This is a genomic window from Pedobacter sp. TM02, from assembly GCF_059705275.1.
This window is the reverse complement of the sequence record NZ_AP046530.1, coordinates 2422497-2439907: the sequence shown is the minus strand read 5'-3', so window position 1 is coordinate 2439907 and position 17411 is coordinate 2422497. Positions and strand designations below refer to the sequence as shown.

The 17411-nt window shown below is 43.6% G+C and carries 19 protein-coding genes; 11 read left to right on the top strand and 8 right to left on the bottom strand.

The genetic code is table 11. The annotated features are described in order from the left end of the window. Positions 1 to 43: 43 nt before the first annotated feature. Positions 44 to 1009 carry a glycoside hydrolase family 43 protein gene (locus AC6H1S_RS10295; protein WP_497563538.1) on the top strand — a complete coding sequence of 322 codons (966 nt, stop codon included), beginning with the start codon at positions 44 to 46 and terminating at the stop codon, positions 1007 to 1009. Between the two features lie 49 nt (positions 1010 to 1058). On the opposite strand, the gene AC6H1S_RS10290 is transcribed toward AC6H1S_RS10295, so the two are convergent. Both AC6H1S_RS10290 and AC6H1S_RS10285 read right to left on the bottom strand, forming a co-directional pair. Then, positions 1059 to 1496: a GNAT family N-acetyltransferase gene (locus tag AC6H1S_RS10290; protein WP_199140891.1), complete on the bottom strand. Its 438-nt coding sequence runs from the start codon at positions 1494 to 1496 to the stop codon at positions 1059 to 1061. A 119-nt stretch (positions 1497 to 1615) separates the two neighbouring features. Further along, complete coding sequence (locus AC6H1S_RS10285; RefSeq protein WP_199140892.1) at positions 1616 to 2107, bottom strand: YajQ family cyclic di-GMP-binding protein; 492 nt, start codon at positions 2105 to 2107, stop codon at positions 1616 to 1618. Between the two features lie 212 nt (positions 2108 to 2319). Between AC6H1S_RS10285 and AC6H1S_RS10280 the strand changes: the two genes are divergently transcribed. The 3 genes from AC6H1S_RS10280 (at position 2320) to AC6H1S_RS10270 (ending at position 5964) form a co-directional block, all read left to right on the top strand. Further along, complete coding sequence (locus AC6H1S_RS10280) at positions 2320 to 2904, top strand: hypothetical protein (RefSeq protein WP_497563537.1); 585 nt, start codon at positions 2320 to 2322, stop codon at positions 2902 to 2904. 113 nt (positions 2905 to 3017) lie between these two features. Beyond that, positions 3018 to 5075 (top strand): polyphosphate kinase 1, encoded by a 2058-nt coding sequence (gene ppk1, locus AC6H1S_RS10275; RefSeq protein ID WP_199140894.1) that lies wholly within the window; start codon positions 3018 to 3020, stop codon positions 5073 to 5075. A 4-nt stretch (positions 5076 to 5079) separates the two neighbouring features. Next, positions 5080 to 5964, top strand: coding sequence for a Ppx/GppA phosphatase family protein (locus AC6H1S_RS10270; RefSeq protein WP_199140895.1), 885 nt, complete (start codon positions 5080 to 5082; stop codon positions 5962 to 5964). Between the two features lie 20 nt (positions 5965 to 5984). Here AC6H1S_RS10270 and AC6H1S_RS10265 read toward each other — a convergent pair whose 3' ends face one another. The 4 genes from AC6H1S_RS10265 to AC6H1S_RS10250 all read right to left on the bottom strand — a co-directional run bounded on the left by AC6H1S_RS10265 (position 5985) and on the right by AC6H1S_RS10250 (position 8524). Then, positions 5985 to 6590, bottom strand: a complete 606-nt coding sequence (locus AC6H1S_RS10265; RefSeq protein WP_497563536.1) for an alpha-ketoglutarate-dependent dioxygenase AlkB family protein — start codon at positions 6588 to 6590, stop codon at positions 5985 to 5987. Then, positions 6577 to 6840, bottom strand: coding sequence for an Ada metal-binding domain-containing protein (locus AC6H1S_RS10260; RefSeq protein WP_497563535.1), 264 nt, complete (start codon positions 6838 to 6840; stop codon positions 6577 to 6579). Before AC6H1S_RS10260 ends, AC6H1S_RS10265 begins: the two co-directional genes overlap by 14 nt. 121 nt (positions 6841 to 6961) lie before the next feature. After that, the gene (locus tag AC6H1S_RS10255) at positions 6962 to 7675 is read right to left on the bottom strand and encodes a 2OG-Fe(II) oxygenase (RefSeq protein ID WP_497563534.1); all 714 of its coding nucleotides are present in this window, start codon (positions 7673 to 7675) and stop codon (positions 6962 to 6964) included. Then, positions 7676 to 8524 (bottom strand): methylated-DNA--[protein]-cysteine S-methyltransferase, encoded by an 849-nt coding sequence (locus AC6H1S_RS10250; RefSeq protein ID WP_497563533.1) that lies wholly within the window; start codon positions 8522 to 8524, stop codon positions 7676 to 7678. Positions 8525 to 8777: 253 nt separating this feature from the next. On the opposite strand from AC6H1S_RS10250, the gene AC6H1S_RS10245 reads away from it, so the two are divergent. The 7 genes from AC6H1S_RS10245 (at position 8778) to AC6H1S_RS10215 (ending at position 14987) form a co-directional block, all read left to right on the top strand. After that, positions 8778 to 10661 carry a DUF7477 domain-containing protein gene (locus AC6H1S_RS10245; protein WP_497563532.1) on the top strand — a complete coding sequence of 628 codons (1884 nt, stop codon included), beginning with the start codon at positions 8778 to 8780 and terminating at the stop codon, positions 10659 to 10661. Positions 10662 to 10681: 20 nt separating this feature from the next. Further along, positions 10682 to 11317: a hypothetical protein gene (locus AC6H1S_RS10240; RefSeq protein ID WP_199140901.1), complete on the top strand. Its 636-nt coding sequence runs from the start codon at positions 10682 to 10684 to the stop codon at positions 11315 to 11317. A 118-nt stretch (positions 11318 to 11435) separates the two neighbouring features. Then, positions 11436 to 12071, top strand: a complete 636-nt coding sequence (locus AC6H1S_RS10235; RefSeq protein WP_497563531.1) for a hypothetical protein — start codon at positions 11436 to 11438, stop codon at positions 12069 to 12071. A 5-nt stretch (positions 12072 to 12076) separates the two neighbouring features. After that, on the top strand, positions 12077 to 13834 hold the full coding sequence (locus AC6H1S_RS10230; protein WP_497563530.1) for a hypothetical protein: 1758 nt from the start codon (positions 12077 to 12079) through the stop codon (positions 13832 to 13834). A 75-nt stretch (positions 13835 to 13909) separates the two neighbouring features. Further along, positions 13910 to 14173 carry a hotdog family protein gene (locus tag AC6H1S_RS10225; protein WP_497563529.1) on the top strand — a complete coding sequence of 88 codons (264 nt, stop codon included), beginning with the start codon at positions 13910 to 13912 and terminating at the stop codon, positions 14171 to 14173. 11 nt (positions 14174 to 14184) lie between these two features. Then, positions 14185 to 14697, top strand: coding sequence for a GNAT family N-acetyltransferase (locus AC6H1S_RS10220; RefSeq protein WP_497563528.1), 513 nt, complete (start codon positions 14185 to 14187; stop codon positions 14695 to 14697). Next, the gene (locus AC6H1S_RS10215) at positions 14694 to 14987 is read left to right on the top strand and encodes a SemiSWEET family transporter (protein WP_199141208.1); all 294 of its coding nucleotides are present in this window, start codon (positions 14694 to 14696) and stop codon (positions 14985 to 14987) included. The genes AC6H1S_RS10220 and AC6H1S_RS10215 overlap by 4 nt, the downstream gene beginning before the upstream one ends. 57 nt (positions 14988 to 15044) lie before the next feature. On the opposite strand, the gene pgl is transcribed toward AC6H1S_RS10215, so the two are convergent. Further along, a complete protein-coding gene (gene pgl, locus AC6H1S_RS10210) occupies positions 15045 to 15764 on the bottom strand; it encodes a 6-phosphogluconolactonase (protein ID WP_497563527.1) in 720 nt (239 codons plus the stop codon). Positions 15765 to 15817: 53 nt separating this feature from the next. Beyond that, positions 15818 to 17332 carry a glucose-6-phosphate dehydrogenase gene (gene zwf, locus AC6H1S_RS10205; RefSeq protein ID WP_199141210.1) on the bottom strand — a complete coding sequence of 505 codons (1515 nt, stop codon included), beginning with the start codon at positions 17330 to 17332 and terminating at the stop codon, positions 15818 to 15820. Positions 17333 to 17411 lie beyond the last annotated feature (79 nt).

Sequence of the window (17411 nt, the reverse complement as noted above, 5' to 3'; positions counted from 1 at the left end):
AAATTCTGTTGTTTGCTTAAATAGGATGTCGTATCTTGGTAAAATGAGACTAAATCGATTTATTATTGCTCTTCTCTTCGCATTCCCAGTTTTGGTTAATGCCCAAACTTCCGGCAATCCTGTTTTTCCAGGATGGTATGCTGATCCAGAAGCCGTTATCTTTGGCAAAACCTATTGGATTTATCCTACCTATTCGGCTAAATACAGAGAGCAGGTTTTTATGGATGCCTTTTCATCTAAGGATTTGATTACCTGGACTAAACATCCGCGCATTATCGATACGGCTGCCATTAAATGGGCCAACAAGGCCATGTGGGCGCCTTCCATTACCCAAAAAGACGGCAAGTACTACCTGTTTTTTGGTGCCAACGATATTCAAAGCGATCAAGAAGTGGGCGGCATAGGCGTAGCGGTAGCCGATAAACCCGAAGGCCCGTACAAAGACCACCTGGGCAAGCCCTTGGTCGATAAGTTTTATAACAAGGCACAGCCGATTGACCAGTTTGTGTTTAAAGATAAAGACGGGCAGTACTACCTCATTTACGGAGGCTGGTCGCATTGCAATATAGCCAAGCTGAATAGCGATTTCAGTGGTTTTGTGCCTTTTGCCGATGGCACTACCTTTAAGGAAATTACCCCAGAGGGCTATACAGAAGGCCCTTTCATGTTCATCAGAAACGGCAAGTACTATTTCATGTGGTCTGAAGGCGGCTGGACGGGGCCCGATTATTTTGTGGCCTATGCCGTGGCCGATTCGCCGATGGGACCTTTCAAGCGCGTTGGCAGAATATTGAAGCAAGATCCGGCAATAGCCACAGGAGCAGGCCATCATTCGATTATGCACGATGCCAAGAAAGACTTATGGTACATTGTTTACCACAGGAGGCCATTGGGCGAAACCGACGGCAACCACCGGGTTACCTGTATTGATTTGATGACTTTTGACAAAGACGGGATGATCAATCCGGTAAAGATTAGCAAAGAAGGGGTGAAGAAGAATAAGTTGTAGGCTAGAAAGCTAAAAGACTAAAGCTAAAAGGCAATAGACCAAAGGCTTTTTACTCCCCATAAATATTTGGCACTACAATAGCCATTTGTCTTTCGGGATTTTCGAGGGCTTTGAAACCGAACTGTTCATAAAGTCCGTGGGCGTCTAAAGTCGCTAGGTGATAGCGTCTCAAGCCTTGCAAATCGGGATGAAAAAGCATCAGCGACATCAGTTTTTTAGACAGCCCTAAGCCCCGGTAATCGTTTTTTACATAGACATCACAGAGGTAGGCGTAGGTAGCCTTGTCGGTTACCCAACGTGCAAAGCCTGCCTGGGCTCCGTCTTTATAAATGCCAAAACAGAGCGAATTTTCGATTGCCCTTTTAACGATCTCGAACGGAATGTTTTTGGCCCAATAAGATTCCTGGCTCAGGTATTGGTGTACCGCTTTGATGTCGACCAAATTCCTGTCGTCCGAAAAAATAAAGCCATTTTCTTGAATTTCCATGTTTGAGAAGGTGGAAGGTTAAAGGGATGAAGATGAAATGGGAATAGAGAATAGGTAAATCAGGGAATAGTTCTTTTAACCTAAAACGTATAACCTACAACTCATAACACACAACTCAATTAATTCCTCATGTTAATAAACTGTAGGGGCTGGCCAAAATCCTCGCCACGGCACAAAGAAATCACGCTCTGCAAATCGTCGATGTTTTTGCCTTGTACGCGAACTTGATCATCCATCATAGAAGCCTGCACCTTGAGCTTGCTGTCTTTGATTTTGGCAACGATTTTCTTGGCGGCTTCCTTGTCAATTCCCTCCTTGATCTTGATCTCTTTTCTGATCATATTGCCCGATGCGATATGTTCTTTTCCAAAATCCAAACTTTTAGGATCTAAATTTTGTTTCATCATGCGAGAGATGATCGAATCGGTGATGGCTTTTAAGCGCATGTCATCTTCGGTTACAATGGTAACCTGATTGGTTTTTTTATCCAAGTCGATGGTGCTTTTAGAACCGTTGAAATCGTAGCGGTTTAAGATCTCTTTTTTGGCATTGTTGATGGCGTTGTCTAAGGTCTGCGCGTCTACTTTGCTTACAATATCAAAACTGGGCATAGGGTTAGCTTTAGTTAAAGAAATTAGTTAGATTTAATACATCAATAAGATGAGGCTACAAAAAACGCTAAAAAATAGGTGAAACCATCATGATTTTACAATAAAATCGAAAAAGATGGTCGGTAGCCGGTAAAAATCGGCAAATTTAGAGGAGCCAAAGATCTCGTAGATATAAATAAAAACAAAAAATACCTTACATAACTCCAAAACAAATGAAAGTCAGTAAAACCAAAGCTAAGAAAAAGACGGCTAAGAAAGTTGTCAAAAAACAAATAGAGCAAAGTTTAACCGAAAAATTCCTGGAAGCGGTTAAAGGCCTGGGCCATAACGCCGAACTTATTGCCGATGATATCGCCAAGGCCAGTAAGGTAGCGGCCAGAAAGCTCTCTAAAAAGTTTAAGGAAGTAAAGGAAACCGTAGCGCATAAAATAGAAGACTTGAAAGCACCCGAAGTTGCAGCACCGGTAAAAACCGCAAAAAAAGCAGTGGCCAAAACGGTTAAAAAAGCAACCAAGCCAGTTGCAAAGACTGTTAAAAAAGCCGTAGCCAAGGCAAGCCCAGCGGTAAGCAGCGTAAAAGTAGAGAGCATCGCCAGTGAGCAAAAAGTGGCGGCAGCCATGACAAAGCCACCGGTAAAGCAAGCCACAGTTCAACCCAAAGCTACGGAAAGTAAAACAGCCGCCAACAAGGCTAAAGATACGCAAAAGGCAGTGGTAAAGGCAGTTACCAATAATCCGGTAAAAAAAGTGGCGGCCAAAGCCATCCCCGCCAAGAAAAATACCACGGCCAAGAAATAGCCTTGGTTAATTCTTTTGGAGAGATTAGTTTATAATTAACACTAACTTAACACTGAAATTCGCAGATTTGAAAATCCGCTGATTAATTCGGGGGATTTTTTTGATTCGACTACATGGCTAAAAAAAAGCTACCATTTTTAAATAGAGAGATCAGTTGGCTATATTTTAATGAAAGAGTATTGCAAGAGGCTGCCGATGAGACAGTTCCTTTAATTGAGCGCATTAAATTCCTGTCTATCTTTTCTTCTAACCTGGAAGAGTTTTACCGGGTAAGGGTAGCAACGCTAAGTCGTTTGGTTAACCTGAACGAAAAAGCCAAGGCCTTGCTGGGCTTTAACCCCAAAAAGGTGCTCAATGAAATCAAAAACATTGTAGTAAAACACGAGCGTAAGTTCGAAGCCCTGTTTCAGGCTACTTTGATCAACGAGCTGGCCCAAAACCGTATTTTTATTTTAAACGATACCCAGCTGAATGTGGCCAGGGGCGAGTTTGTAAGGAACCATTTCAGGGACAAGATCCTGTCTAACCTGGTTCCGATCATGATCGATCTGAACGATCCTTTTCCTGAGCTCAAGGACCGCTATCTTTATTTTTTTGTAAGACTGAAGAAAAAAGGGGCCAAGAAAGGCGAAAAGTATGCCCTGATTGAATTGCCTGAAAACCTGCCCCGCTTTTTGGTGCTGCCAGAAACCAACGGACTAAAGTTCATCATCCTGGCCGAAGACATTATCAAATATTGCTTAGATGATATCTTTTATGTGTTCAACTACAACCAGATCGAAGCTTTTTCCATCCAGCTTACCCGAGATGCCGAATTGGATATAGACAAAAACGTGAGCGATAAATTTATCGAAGAGCTCAAAAACAGTTTGGATAAACGTAGAAAAGGAAAGCCGATGCGTCTGCTGTACGATGCCGAAATGCCTTTCGAAATGTTGAGCGTTTTGGTCAACAAGATGAAAATAGAAGCCGAAGGCCTTATTCCCGGCAACCGCTATCATCGTTTCGGCGATTTTATTGCTTTTCCTAACGTAGGCTCGAGCGATTTGGAGTATGCGCCCACCATTCCGTTAAAAGTTCATGGCCTGCATCGTACCGAAAGTATTTTCAATAAGCTGCACAGCAGGGATTACGTGGTTAACCTGCCTTACCAATCGTACGATTACATCATTCTGTTTCTAAGAGAGGCGGCCATCGACCCTAAAGTAACCGAAATCAACATTACGCTGTATCGTTTAGCCGAAAATTCGAAGGTAGTCAATGCCCTGATCAATGCTGCCAAAAACGGGAAGAAAGTAAATTGCCTGGTCGAGCTGAAGGCCAGGTTCGACGAAAAGGCCAACATTTTTTGGACCAACCGCCTGATGGAAGAAGGCGTAAACGTAAACTATGGCCTCACCGATTACAAGGTGCACTCTAAAATTTGCCTGGTTAAGCGCATGGAAAAGGGCAAGGCCGTTTATTACGCCAATTTGGCCACCGGCAACTTTAACGAAAAAACTGCCCGCATTTATTGCGATCATAGCATATTTACCGCCAAGAAAGAAATTACGCAAGATCTGCTCAAACTGTTCAATGCCTTGAACAAACGTACGGTGGTTAAGGATTTCAAACACCTGATTGTATCGCCCTTGGAATCCAGAAACAAAATGTATGCGCTTATTAATCGCGAAATGCGTTTTGCCAAAGCTGGCAAGCCGGCTTATATGATTTTAAAGGTCAATAGCCTGGCTGATGAGGGCATCGTGCAGAAACTTTACGACGCCAGCAATGCCGGTGTACAGATCAGGCTGATTGTGCGCGGCATTTGCTGCCTGGTTCCTGGAATACCTGGTTTTAGCGAAAACATCACGGTAATCAGCATTATCGATAAGTTTTTGGAACATGCCCGCGTTTTTATTTTTGGCAATAATGGCAAGGAAGAAATGTTCCTTTCGTCGGCCGATTTAATGAGCCGCAATTTCGAACACCGGGTAGAAGTAGGATTTCCGGTACTTGACGAGAGCGTAAGGCAGGAAATTAGGGATATTATCGAATTCCAGTTGCAAGACAATGTAAAGGCCCGCGACATTACCAAGCTAAACAATAACAAATACCATAAAAACCGTTTGAGCACCAAAATAAGGGCTCAGGTTCAAACCTATAACTACCTCAAAAACAAACACCAGTAAATCCATGCTAAGATACGCCGCCATCGATATAGGTTCTAATGCCGTTAGACTGCTCATTGCCGACATTACCCAAAACGAAAAGGGTTACGGATTTAAGAAGAATACCTTGGTTAGGGTGCCTTTGCGCCTTGGCGACGATGCTTTTTTGGATCACAAAATCTCGCCGAAAAAAATCGACGACCTGATCAAAACCATGAGCGCCTTTAAAAACCTGATGGACGTTTATCATGTGTCTTCGTATTTGGCTTGTGCAACTTCTGCCATGCGCGAAGCCGAAAACGGGGCAGAGATTATCAAAACCATCAAAGCCAAAACAGATATCGATCTTGAAATTATAGAAGGGCAACGCGAGGCGAATATCATCTACTCCAACCATATCGAACAAAACCTCGATAGCAAAAAAAACTACCTCTATATTGATGTAGGTGGTGGCAGTACCGAGCTTTCGGTGTTTGTAAACAAGCAACCCTTGGCTTCTAAGTCTTTCAATATTGGTACCATCCGCATTTTGGATAACCAAGATAAGGACGAAACCTGGGACGAAATGAAAGACTGGGTAAAGGCCAATACTAAAGACCTGAAAAATCTGGCCGGCATTGGTACCGGAGGCAATATCAACAAGCTTTTCCGCATGTCGGGCGAGAAAGAAGACCTGCCGCTAACCTTTTTAAAGCTTAAAACCATGTACAACGAGTTGAATTCGTATTCGTTGAAAGAGCGCATCAGCCTGCTCAAATTGAACCAAGACCGGGCTGATGTAATTATTCCGGCCTGCGAAATCTACCTCACCCTGATGAAATGGACGGGCATTAAGCAAATTTATGTGCCCAAAGTAGGTATGGTTGATGGAATTATCAATTTGCTGATCGAAGAGAACCTGGAATTGTAAAGCGGCTTCGCACCGGCATCTTAAACAATCATCCTGAATGTAAGGTTGATCCTGGCCCTGTTCACCAGTTTGGTAGGGGGCAACCGATGCAACCAGTGGGTTTGTGTGGTGCCTTTCATCACCAGTAAACTGCCGTTTTCTAATAATAGCGATACTGTTTCCTTGCTCTGCTTATGCTTGAAGGCAAATTTGCGTTCGGCACCAAAGCTTAAAGAGGCAATGGCTCCGTCTTTTTTCAGGTCCTTTTCTGCGTCGCTATGCCAAGCCATCCCCTCATCGCCGTTATGGTAAAGGTTAAGCAGGCACGAATTGAATTGTTCGCCTGATTTCTCCTCAACCAAGGCTTTAAGTACCAGCAATTCGCTTGTCCAGGGCAATGCCTGTTTGGTTACTTTAGAGTAGGTGTATGCAAAAGGCTTATCGCCATACCAGGCCACCTTGCGTTTGGTTAAAATGTGTTTGCCATAGATGATGGCTTCGTCATTTTTCCAGTCGATGCTTTGTAACAGGATTTGAAAGTATTCCTTTGCCTTATGGGGAGGCAAAACCTTGCCATAGTAATTAACGATGCCATCTTTTGGCAGCCAATTGGTTTTGGTATCGATTGAGGGGCTAAACAAGTCCATTTTTCCAGTTTTGGTAGTCGCGCAACAGGCAACGTGCGCAAGGCCGATAGCCCAAATTTACGGCTTCTGTTGCAGATTGAAAGAAAACACGGTTCTCGCTTTTCATTCTTTTACCCGATGGGCAGGTGAGCAATCCGTAGATTTTCAGTTTTTTATGGCCAGCCAGTTTGATATCGCCATTTATGCGCAATTCGGCCAGTTTTTTAAGTTGCGCATAAGGAGAATTTCCAAGAGATAAGTGTTCCTTCATTGGCTAATTAGAGGATTGGTTTATTGGTGAGTGTATTCGTGATCATTTTCTTCCCCATGCCTCCTCCAAGGGGACAAGATTTATCCTAGCCCAACCATGGACTATCAGCTATAGACTAAAACTAGCTAAGCGCATCGTGAAAAATGATGCCCAAGGTATGCCGTTCGCCATGATGTACTTCGCTTACGCCATGGCGCATAGCCGTACGGTAATAGCCCCTGTTGCCTTTGGTTGGCCTAAAATTAGTGGTGAAGGCAAGTATGTCGCCCCTTTTAGGCTTCAATACAATGGCTTTAGATTGTGCCCGCAGGTTTTGTTGGGTCAGCACAAATTCGCCACCTGTATAATCCTGTTCGGGTTCGTTAAGGAACAACAAAATCTGGATGGGGAAGAAGGTATCGCCGTAAAGATCCTGATGCAGGGTATTGAAACCGCCTTTTCCATATTTTAAAATTAAAGCTGTGGCTTTTTGTTGTCCGTTTTCGTGGCAGCTGCTTAAAAAATCTTCATGTCGGGTGGGATAATGAATGTCGATATTCAAGGCCCGCATCCAAGTATTGGCAATGGGCGCCAGCAATTGATAAAAATGTGTTCTTATTGTTTGGATAGCTTCTGGCAAGGGATAGTCAAAGTATTTGTATTCGCCCAAACCAAAACGGTAACGTTCCATAATAACCGTTTTTCGGTAATGCTCTTTTTGGGGATATAAATCAATTAAATCTTTACACATTTTAGCCGATAAAAGCGCTGGGATCAAGGCATAGCCTCGTTCGTTCATGTCTTCCGTCAGTTTGTTGGCATTGATATCCGCCAGTTTTTTCAGTAGACTTTCCATTTAGTTTGCCGTTTCGATTTGTGCGGCTTCCCAACCCAGCATGGCGTTTTTCCTGATCTGCCCCCAGTGGTATTGGCCAAAATGGCCCGACGATTGGATAACGCGGTGGCAGGGAATGAGAAAAGCAATCGGATTGTCGCCAACAGCAGAACCGACAGCCCTCGAGGCATTGGGATGGCCAATGGCCTTTGCCAAATTGCCATAGGTGGTGAGCTGGCCAAGAGGCACTTTGAGTAGGGTTTCCCATACTTTGAGCTGAAAAGGCGTGCCTTTCAGGTGCAGTTTGATTTTTGAAGGCTCGCTCCAGTTCTGTTCGAAAATTTGCAAGGCTGATTCCTGTATTTCGTCCTTTTTGAGTTGATAACCGGCCAAAGGAAATTGTTTTTTCAGCTCGTCAAATGCTTGGGATTCATTATCGGCAAAGGCCATGTAGCATACGCCTTTTGTGGTGGAGGCAATGAGTAGCTGCCCGAATGGCGTTTGGGCGTAGCTGTAATTGATGTGCAGGTTTTCGCCTCCGTTTTTAAATTCGCCAGGAGTCATGCCTTCTACATTGACAAAAAGATCGTGCAAACGCCCGGTACCCGATAAGCCGGTTTGTAAGGCCACCTCGAACAAGGTAGACTGCTGGTCTTTCAATACCTGCTTGGCATAATTGAGGTTGAGATACTGCAGGAATTTTTTCGGACTTACCCCGGCCCATTCGCTAAACAATCGCTGGAAATGAAAAGGGCTCAGGTTTACTTTTTCGGCCACCTCGTCTAAATCGGGTTGCGATTTGAAGTTCTCTTTCAGGTAGCTGATGGCTTTGGCTATGCGGTAGTAATTGATATGGGCTTGCGTATTCATTTTTCTCATTTTTTGATTACTCAAATTTAGCTCATGCTGTGCTGGCCTGAAACCCGAAACTTGCTGACTTGAACTTTAAGCTGCCGTAAAATCACCCTCAAAATAACGCTTTTTTACGGTTAAGCATTACACAATGGCTGATTAATTTTGGGGGTGATTGAGGTACAGACCCCGAAAAATACAAACTAGTTTGTATTTTATTTATTGAGGTGGGTGTCTAGCTTTGATTGTTTTAAAAACCTGTGTTACGCTCATGAAAAAGATATTTTATCTTTTGCTGGTTCTCGGCTTTGCCCAATTGGCCAATGCGCAGAATTGCCCTCAAGGTACGGTTCAATTAACCTTTAGTCCGGCCCAAAATGTACAGGTTGTGGCTTGCAAGCAAAGCGAGGTAAGCTTGGGCAAACAAAGTGTGTTTTGGGGCGTGAAAAACCTAACCAACGATAAGCTTTATGTGAAGTTTGTGAAAGTGGTAACCACCACTTGTGGCAAGGTATTAAGGTCTAACGGCGATACTTACCTTAAACCTGGCGAATTTGTAGGTGGAACTACTTTCTCTGGCGAAATTACCTTCGAAACACAAGTTTGGAAGGAAGATTGCAACGCACCGAAAAACCGTATCCAGTCTATTGCCTACGAAGGCCTAACGGTTCGAAATATTGCTGAGGAAGAACGTAAAAAGGAACAGCAGCAACGTACGGCCGATATACCCAAAACCAATCAGAGCCCGGCCACAGCCCCTAAAACTGCCGTTAGCCAAGCTGCAGCGCCTGGTGGCAGTGCGCCTAGGCCACAAGAACAGCCCCGACAGCCACAGGTATCGCCACAGCAACTTGCCCAACAGCAGCAAAGGCAACAACTTGTACAGCAGCAGTTAAACCAGCTGAGCCAAAAAAGCCAGGCCCAGGCCAATGTAGCCAATAGTTTGCTGAGTGGCTTGGCTTCGGTTTTAAACAGCAGCCAGGTTAGAAATGCTAAGCGGAATATTGCATCAGACAACGACGAAAGGGATAGGAGGTTCAACGAGTTAAAAAATCTGTTGAAAGAAGGCAATGGCCATTTGATAGAATGCAGCAGCTGCGATGGCGAAGGATATACCGAATGCAGGGTTTGCGATGGCGAAGGAGAAAAAAAATGCTCGAGCTGCAATGGCAAAGGCGGAGAGACCTGTCCGGTTTGCAAAGGTTCTGGTAAAGGAGCTTTTAACATGGCCTGTACTTATTGTTTTGGCAAAGGCAGCAAAGACTGCCTGATTTGTGGCAATACGGGAAAAGAACTGTGTACCACCTGCAACGGCTTGGGCAAGAGATTTTGTACGTCTTGCAGTGGCACCGGACAAAAGTTTGAACGCGAATATGGGCAACCCAGCGAGCCTAGTCCGGCGTACAACCCTGTAGCTGCAGCGCCTACGCCCAGTTACAGCGCACCGGTTGCCAGGGTGGTTCCTTTTGAAATGCAGACTTTTCAACTCGATTTTAGTCAAGATTGGCTAAAGAAAAAATGGAACGAAGAGCAGTACAATATTACCAATATCCTGTCTAAAAACGGCAAGTATACTTTGGTCATGTCAACCAATTCAGGTTATACAGCACAGCTCTACCGTACCAAAAAAGCATTTCCTGCAGATACGATTAAGAAATACTGGGGTTTGGGCTACCATATTACCGATTTAACCGCCGACCCCACCAATGGCTGGCGAGTGGTACTTTCTAAAAACTCTGGGCTAAACGGCCAATCTTACAAATACGATACTACGATACCAGCTGCCTACATCAAGCAATATTGGGATAAGGATTATTACATTACCTCGCTCGCTTCAGATAAAAATGGAACTTGGGCAGTGGTCATGTCAACTGCAGCACCATATACCGCACAGTATTATCAATACGAAAAATCAATTCCAACCACATTCATCAAAACCTATTGGGACAAGAACTACTACATCACCAGCGCCACGGCGAATAAAGGAACATGGCTGGTAGTTGTATCGCAAACGCCCTTATACAAGGGTCAGGTTTATCGAATAAGCGATGCTTTTCCTGCCGATTGGGTAAAGGAATATTGGGACAAAGGTTATCGGATTACCACGATTGCGGAGTCGGGCAAATGGTTTGTGGTAATGTCGCTGTTTAACTAGGTAAATCAAAAAACATGAACATGAAAAAGATGTGGATAGGGCTGTTTATCGTAATGGCCATTTCTTGCAAAAAAGACAACAAGGAAGAGGAGCAGGCTGTGGCAACAGATCCTATCATCTCCTTTTACAATACCGATGCTGCCGTAGCCTTGCCGGTTAAGGTTTACATCGATGACCAGTTTGTGGGCAACAGCAATTCGGTATATATGCCGCAACATGTGCCTGATTGTGGCAAAATGGATATCAACTTTAAAGCATCGGCAGGCAATCATACTTTTGCCTTGGTAGCGAACGATGGCTATTTTACTACGGGTACTTTTAAAGCCACAGCCAATAGCTGCTTAAAGATCGAATATCGTGGCAGCAATTTTACCAGCATCAATTATGGGACAAAAAATGGCACGCTGAGCATTATGAGTGGCATTTTAAATGCCAATCCGATTGATGTGTGGATTGATAACAGCTTTGTAGGCCGATTGCAGAGTGCGGCCATTGCCTACAGGTGCGGCGAAAATAGGTCGGGGGTAGTAATCAGCCTGCAGTTGGCGCCTGGCACGCATACTTTCAAAGCTGTAGAAAGCGGTACGAATAGAACATGGACAGGCAGTCGTAACATCATTGCCAATGCCTGCCAGCCTTTGTCTTTTGGATTGTAATCTTTTGACCGGGCAAACAGAATGTATTTGATTTCTTAAAAGGCCGAAAGCTACTTGCAACTTAGCAGTAATATTAGCAACACTAATTAAGCAACGATAATATAAATCTCAAAACAAAATGAAAAAACGCGTTACTTTCCTATCAATTATTGTTTTCATGAGTGCGATGTATGGTGCATTTGCCCAAGAACGCACTACTTCCAATTCCAGCACACAAAAGAAACAGGATGAACTGATGAAGGTGAACTATCAGCCTGTTCATTTGATTGCCAATATTGGCAAAACCGATGAAAATACCTATACCAACTTTGGGATTGAACTTAATGCTTCCAGACGGCTGATCAACTATGTGAATTATGGGGTAGGTTTGGCCTATTACCGTTTCGAATGGAGCAATAATGGTGGTTTTGACAATGTTCCCTATCCCTATGTGGCCACACAATCCAATTCTTTTGAACCAAGCGCCTTTTTATCTGCATACCTGCCGCTCAATAAAGTGTTGGGCAATGCCGATCGCAGCAGCGTGGGCTTCTTCCCTTATGTGAGTGCGGGTGCTTTTTTTAGAAGTTCAAGCATTAACACAGATACGAGAACTTCTACCACGTCGGGTACTACATCTTCTGCTGATAGTGCAACCGATTTTGGGTTTTACAATATTGTTGGGGTCGACTATAAATTTAAGAAAAGTATAGGCCTATCATTGGCTACCCAAAAATTCAATTCGTTTTGGTTTGGTGTTAATTTTCAGTTCTGAAACAAATGAAAAATGGTAATTGGATAAAAAGGATATGTTTTGTATTGCTGTTGTTCGCTTCTTTAGGAGCAAGAGCGCAGCAGCTTAAAATGCCGGAAGTACCCAAGGGCGATACCAAGGGTTGTACGATAAATGGCAATTACACGCCTGTAGGGGCATTTCAGAAGAACTTTCCAAATTTTTTGAATGATGGAAAGTATGATTTCGATAGTGAAACCATAATTAAAGGCAAAGGTCTTGATGATGAGTGTTTTTATGGCGATTATGAAAAGTTATTGAAATTCGACAACCTCCAATACCCGGCTAGAGCTTTTGAAACAAATGGCGACCTCTCTAAATTTGGCAAGTTAAGGGTTAAGCTCTGTACAAGCCTCGAAACCGGGGCCAAATTTCATTTAGACGATAAAAATTACATTCGTACAAATTTTGAGCTACAGTATCAGAAAGCATATGAACTTAACGACAATGCCAATGCGGCTTATGCCAAAACGAACGAGTTTTATAAGAATACTGTAGGCAACTACCTCCGATCAAAAAAGGCAAATGCGATTGTGTTTTCTGAATTAGGTACCACAGTGAATGCCGATACTATCATCAGCGAAGATGAGGTTATCCTTCAATTCGAATATATACAAAGTAGCGTATGGTTGCAGAAAGCCACTGCAGAACGTTTTCCTTCTTACTCGTTATACAAGTTGCTCATTAAGAATACAGATGGAGATACCTTAAAAACTTATGGGCAGGCTGTTTTTTTTGATGCCAATCATTCCAAGTTCTCTAGGCCAAAATTAACCGAGCACTTGGTGTTTGCAACTACTTTTGGCCCTGCAGTAGCAAATCTGATCAATCAATTTATAGCTGATGAAGCCCTCAAGCAGAAGATTTATGCGGAGCATGAAGCCAAGTCGAAAAAGATGAAAGCAAATAGTTATTATGCGGGCCTTGTAGCCTTGAAAAATAAGTATTGCGCCTTGCAGGACAGAAAAAATATGCTGAATATCATATTGGCAGATATTGGCTTTAAACAAGATATGCTAAATGCAGGCATTCAAGGTTCGCAACAAGGCTTAACCGACATGTCTACTTTAAACGGCAATTCTGGAGGTTCGATGCTCGCAGGATTGATTACCGGAATGATAACCAAATCGTCGGAGAAAAAGCAATTGGAAAAGACAAAATCCATTACTGGTTTTGCAAAAAAAGAGCTGAACGATATTATGGCAAAAGAAGATCTCTTTATTAAAGATATTTCGGCATCATTGCTTTACCCGTCTGATTTTTTTGCCTTGTTAAAAAACAAGGACAAGGCTACTGTGCAGTTAAAGCATATTCTTGATAATATTCTAGAGAGTTCAACAAACATCGATTATAACTTAAATGCAACGTATAAGAGCTTGAACAATACCTATATCAATGGATTGGCCAATAGTTTTCAGGCTGCAATGCAAAGTTCGGTTGCAAGTGCTATTTCAAACGGTCCATCTGTTGCCAATGGCGGCCATGCGGCACCCAATGCCGATTGCAGCAAACAATCGGAAGCCGAGTGGAAAGCAACACAGGAATATGCCAAGTGTAAAAATCAAACCATGGTCAATACAAGTCAGGCCAGTTGCGAAAGGGCCAAAGCAAAACTTATAGAAATTACGTTGAAAAATTGCAGGTCTAAGTTGCCTCCCAATGAAATAAAGGCATTGGAGCAGACCAGGCAGCAACTTTTGCAAAGAGCTGCTCAAATGGACAGTGGGGCATTCAGGATGAATTAAAGATGAGGAAGGCGCCAAGAATAGGGGATGTTTTTAGGCACGATTTCATGTTTGCCGACGATCAGGTATTGGCTTATGCTGCGTTGTTCCATCAGTGTCTTTTCCAAGATCTACGGAACGCTTCTTTATCCCGAAGGGCATATTTTAATTAGCCAATCGACCAAATATATTAAGCCCGTGTTTACGGCAACCAGCTATACCGCGGTAATGACAACAAAAGAACTGTTGCCGGCAAAAAACAGGGTAGTTTATCAAAATGATATTATCGACAGGTACACGGGCGAACTAAAAGTAACAGGCGAGGCTGTTTTAATGAATAAACTGTACTATAACTGGTAAGTACGATAGCCATGGACAACAAATTAGACACCATCAGCATCAGGTTGGCGCTCGACGAGGATTTTGAAACGATTTATGCCATCTGGCTCGATGGAATTGAAAATTCATTTGATAAGAAAGCCATCGACGAACAAGCCGTCAGGCAGAAATTCAGGTCCAATTTTCAAGAACGTCAGGGTATTTTTAATTATTGGCTTGCTGTTGATGGCGAACAGAACATCTTGGGCTGGCAATCGCTCATCAGGTACTCTAACAATCCTTTTAGGCAAGATACCTATGCCGAGAGCAGCACCTATATTGCCAAGCACACCAGAACCCAGGGCATAGGAAAACTATTGCTCGAACACATGTTAAAAGAAGCGGAAAAAAGCAAATTGGAATATGTGATTGGCTTTGTTTCGCTAACCAACGCGGCCGCCAGAAAGATTACTGAAGAAACCGGATGGATGGAGGTCGGCATTATTCCACCCCCAAAAAAGGGAGATTATATTTTTCCTAAATCTTTTTTAGTAAGGCCGGTATGACACGAGAGGTACTGATCCAGTTGGTTGGGGCGCTTACGCTTATCGCGTCTTATGCAATTAAACTCATCGGCTTTCCTGAACAGATCCAAAAAATCAGAAAATCCAAATCAACGAGCGGTATTTCAAAATCATTATTCGTCACCTCTTTCGTCTCTTTTGTGCTTTGGACCATCTATGGCCTGTTAAAGAATGATTGGGTAATTGTTTGGGCGCAAGGCTTAGGCGCTTTGGTTGGCGGAATTCTTTTGTTCTATATGTGGAAGTACGGCAACAGAAAGAGTGATTTTTAAATCAGACATCATCAAAAAGCCAAACAAATTATTTGTTTGGCTTTGAGTTAAACGCAATTAGAGTAAGCTAGTAGCCGCTTTGTCGGTAAACCAATCTAAATGGCCGTTTACTGGTGCAATGAGTTGCGAAGGATAAAGGTCGTAGTTTTTTTCGCCTTTGCCCAATACATGGCTCAAGGCATTGGCTTTGCCTTCGCCAAAAGTAAGGAAAGCCACATTTTTGGCTTGGTTGATCAGTGGAGCTGTAAAGCTCACGCGATAGGTATCGAGTTTTTCTACAAATACGGCCGCTACAGTTTTGGCCGTGTTTTTTACCAAATCGGTATGCGGGAAGATTGATGCTGTGTGTGCATCATCGCCCATGCCCAGCAAAATCAGGTCGAAAATGATTTCCTGGCCATCAAAATGCTCATCCAGGGCTTTTTTATACGCTCCTGCGGCTTCGGCTGGTGGCAAAGTGGTGTCTACATAAAAAATATGCGATTCTGGCGTCTGCAAGTTGTCGAAAAGATTTTCTTTGGCCATTAAGCCGTTGTAGTCCTTATGGTTGGGCAGTACGGCTCTTTCGTCGCCAAAAAAGAAATAAACTTTGCTCCAGTCTATCTGGTCTTTGTAAGTAGTTGAAAGCGCCTGATATAATGTTTTTGGCGAATTGCCACCCGTTAGCACAAAATCGAATCTGCCTTTGGCCACAATAGCTTCATTGGCGATTTTGATGATGTAATGGGACAGCTTTTCGAACAGCTCGGCGGTGGTATCGTAAATATGTAGCTTCATTTGATCTTGGTTTAGCCATGGCAAGTCCAAAACTGACCTGCCATGCCGTTGAATTATTCTTTTTCTTTGATGGGTAGCGTAAACCAGTGAAAACCATCTCTTGCAATCAGGGCTTCTGCTTCTTCCGGACCCCAGCTATCGGCTGGATAATTAGGGAAGTTTAACGAAGTTTTATTTTCCCAAGTATTGATAATCGGCATCACCAATTCCCAAGCGGCTTCTACCTGATCGCCACGCATAAACAAGGTCTGATCGCCTTCCATGGCATCAAGCAATAAGGTTTCGTAGGCTTCGGGGGTATCGGTATCGTAAGTGCCTTTGTAATCGAACACCATATCCACAGGGTTCAGCACCATATCAACGCCAGGTCTCTTGGCCTGTACCTGCAAGCGGATGCTCATTTCGGGTTGCAAACTGATGATCAAACGGTTTTGTTGCCAGATTTCGGCCACATTAGAAGAAAAAATATGGTGTGGTACGTCCTTAAACTGGATGGTAATGAGCGAAGAAGTTTGGTTCAGGCGTTTTCCGGTTCTGAGGTAAAAAGGAACGCCTTGCCAGCGCCAATTGTCGATGTGGAATTTAATGGCCGCAAAAGTTTCGGTATTCGAGTGTGGATCAACGGCATTTTCATGGCGATAGCTTGGTACTTCCTTGCCGGCTACCCAGCCTTTGCCATATTGGCCGCGAACCGCATTGTAGCTTACTTCTTCAGGCCTAAACGGACGCATGGCTTTCAGTACCTCCACTTTTCTATCCCTGATTTCGTCGGCATCAAAAGAAATAGGTGCTTCCATACCTACCAAGCACAATAATTGCAACAAGTGGTTCTGGATCATGTCTCTCAAAGCGCCAGAACCTTCGTAATAGCCTCCACGGTCGCCTACGCCCAATTGCTCGGTTACCGAAATCTGCACATGGTCGATGTAGTTGCGGTTCCAAAGCGGTTCGAACAGCGAGTTGGCAAAGCGGAAAGCCATCATGTTTTGTACGGTTTCCTTGCCCAGGTAATGGTCTATACGGTAAATCTGCTTTTCGGTAAAAATGCCGTCCAGCAGCAGGTTAAGCTCTTTGGCGCTCTCCAAATCGTGGCCAAATGGTTTTTCTACCACAATGCGGCTGTTGCTTTCGTTGCCGGTTAGCTTGTATTTTTTGAGACATTCGGCGATGAGCGGAAAGAAGTTAGGCGCTACAGCCAAGTAATAGATAACCTGGGTATCTTCGCCAAATTCGCCCTTATACTTTTCGATGTTTTCTTTCAGGTCTTCGAAAGTTTTTTGCGAGGTAATGTCGATTGGGCAATAGTGGATGTTAACCACAAATTTCTCCCATTGATCGGCCTTTACCTTGCCGTTTCTCGAAAACTCGTTAATGCTGTCGAGCAGTTCCTGCTGATATTTCTCATCAGTAAATTCAGTTCTTCCGGTTCCAATGATGGAGAACTTTTCGGGCATGTACCCCTCGGTGTACAAGTTGTACAGGGCAGGGGCCAGCTTGCGTTTGTTTAAGTCGCCAGTACCACCAAAAATGATAAATATGGTTGGTTTTAGATTACTTGCTTTTTTCATTGTTTTTGAGTTGTGATGAATCGATTGTGTGCCTGTTCGGCCACAAGGGTTCATGATATATCGTGCTTTCGCTGTCGTC

Bases quoted from the DNA above. Each gene is read 5' to 3' on its own strand.
- AC6H1S_RS10260 (WP_497563535.1), bottom strand. From the start codon at position 6,840: ATGAAGGAACACTTATCTCTTGGAAATTCTCCTTATGCGCAACTTAAA.
- AC6H1S_RS10250 (WP_497563533.1), bottom strand. From the start codon at position 8,524: ATGAATACGCAAGCCCATATCAATTACTACCGCATAGCCAAAGCCATC.
- zwf (WP_199141210.1), bottom strand. From the start codon at position 17,332: ATGAAAAAAGCAAGTAATCTAAAACCAACCATATTTATCATTTTTGGT.
- AC6H1S_RS10225 (WP_497563529.1), top strand. From the start codon at position 13,910: ATGCTGCGTTGTTCCATCAGTGTCTTTTCCAAGATCTACGGAACGCTT.
- AC6H1S_RS10255 (WP_497563534.1), bottom strand. From the start codon at position 7,675: ATGGAAAGTCTACTGAAAAAACTGGCGGATATCAATGCCAACAAACTG.
- AC6H1S_RS10290 (WP_199140891.1), bottom strand. From the start codon at position 1,496: ATGGAAATTCAAGAAAATGGCTTTATTTTTTCGGACGACAGGAATTTG.
- AC6H1S_RS10235 (WP_497563531.1), top strand. From the start codon at position 11,436: ATGAAAAAACGCGTTACTTTCCTATCAATTATTGTTTTCATGAGTGCG.
- AC6H1S_RS10245 (WP_497563532.1), top strand. From the start codon at position 8,778: ATGAAAAAGATATTTTATCTTTTGCTGGTTCTCGGCTTTGCCCAATTG.
- AC6H1S_RS10265 (WP_497563536.1), bottom strand. From the start codon at position 6,590: ATGGACTTGTTTAGCCCCTCAATCGATACCAAAACCAATTGGCTGCCA.
- AC6H1S_RS10230 (WP_497563530.1), top strand. From the start codon at position 12,077: ATGAAAAATGGTAATTGGATAAAAAGGATATGTTTTGTATTGCTGTTG.
- AC6H1S_RS10270 (WP_199140895.1), top strand. From the start codon at position 5,080: ATGCTAAGATACGCCGCCATCGATATAGGTTCTAATGCCGTTAGACTG.
- pgl (WP_497563527.1), bottom strand. From the start codon at position 15,764: ATGAAGCTACATATTTACGATACCACCGCCGAGCTGTTCGAAAAGCTG.
- AC6H1S_RS10285 (WP_199140892.1), bottom strand. From the start codon at position 2,107: ATGCCCAGTTTTGATATTGTAAGCAAAGTAGACGCGCAGACCTTAGAC.
- ppk1 (WP_199140894.1), top strand. From the start codon at position 3,018: ATGGCTAAAAAAAAGCTACCATTTTTAAATAGAGAGATCAGTTGGCTA.
- AC6H1S_RS10215 (WP_199141208.1), top strand. From the start codon at position 14,694: ATGACACGAGAGGTACTGATCCAGTTGGTTGGGGCGCTTACGCTTATC.
- AC6H1S_RS10240 (WP_199140901.1), top strand. From the start codon at position 10,682: ATGAAAAAGATGTGGATAGGGCTGTTTATCGTAATGGCCATTTCTTGC.
- AC6H1S_RS10220 (WP_497563528.1), top strand. From the start codon at position 14,185: ATGGACAACAAATTAGACACCATCAGCATCAGGTTGGCGCTCGACGAG.
- AC6H1S_RS10280 (WP_497563537.1), top strand. From the start codon at position 2,320: ATGAAAGTCAGTAAAACCAAAGCTAAGAAAAAGACGGCTAAGAAAGTT.
- AC6H1S_RS10295 (WP_497563538.1), top strand. From the start codon at position 44: ATGAGACTAAATCGATTTATTATTGCTCTTCTCTTCGCATTCCCAGTT.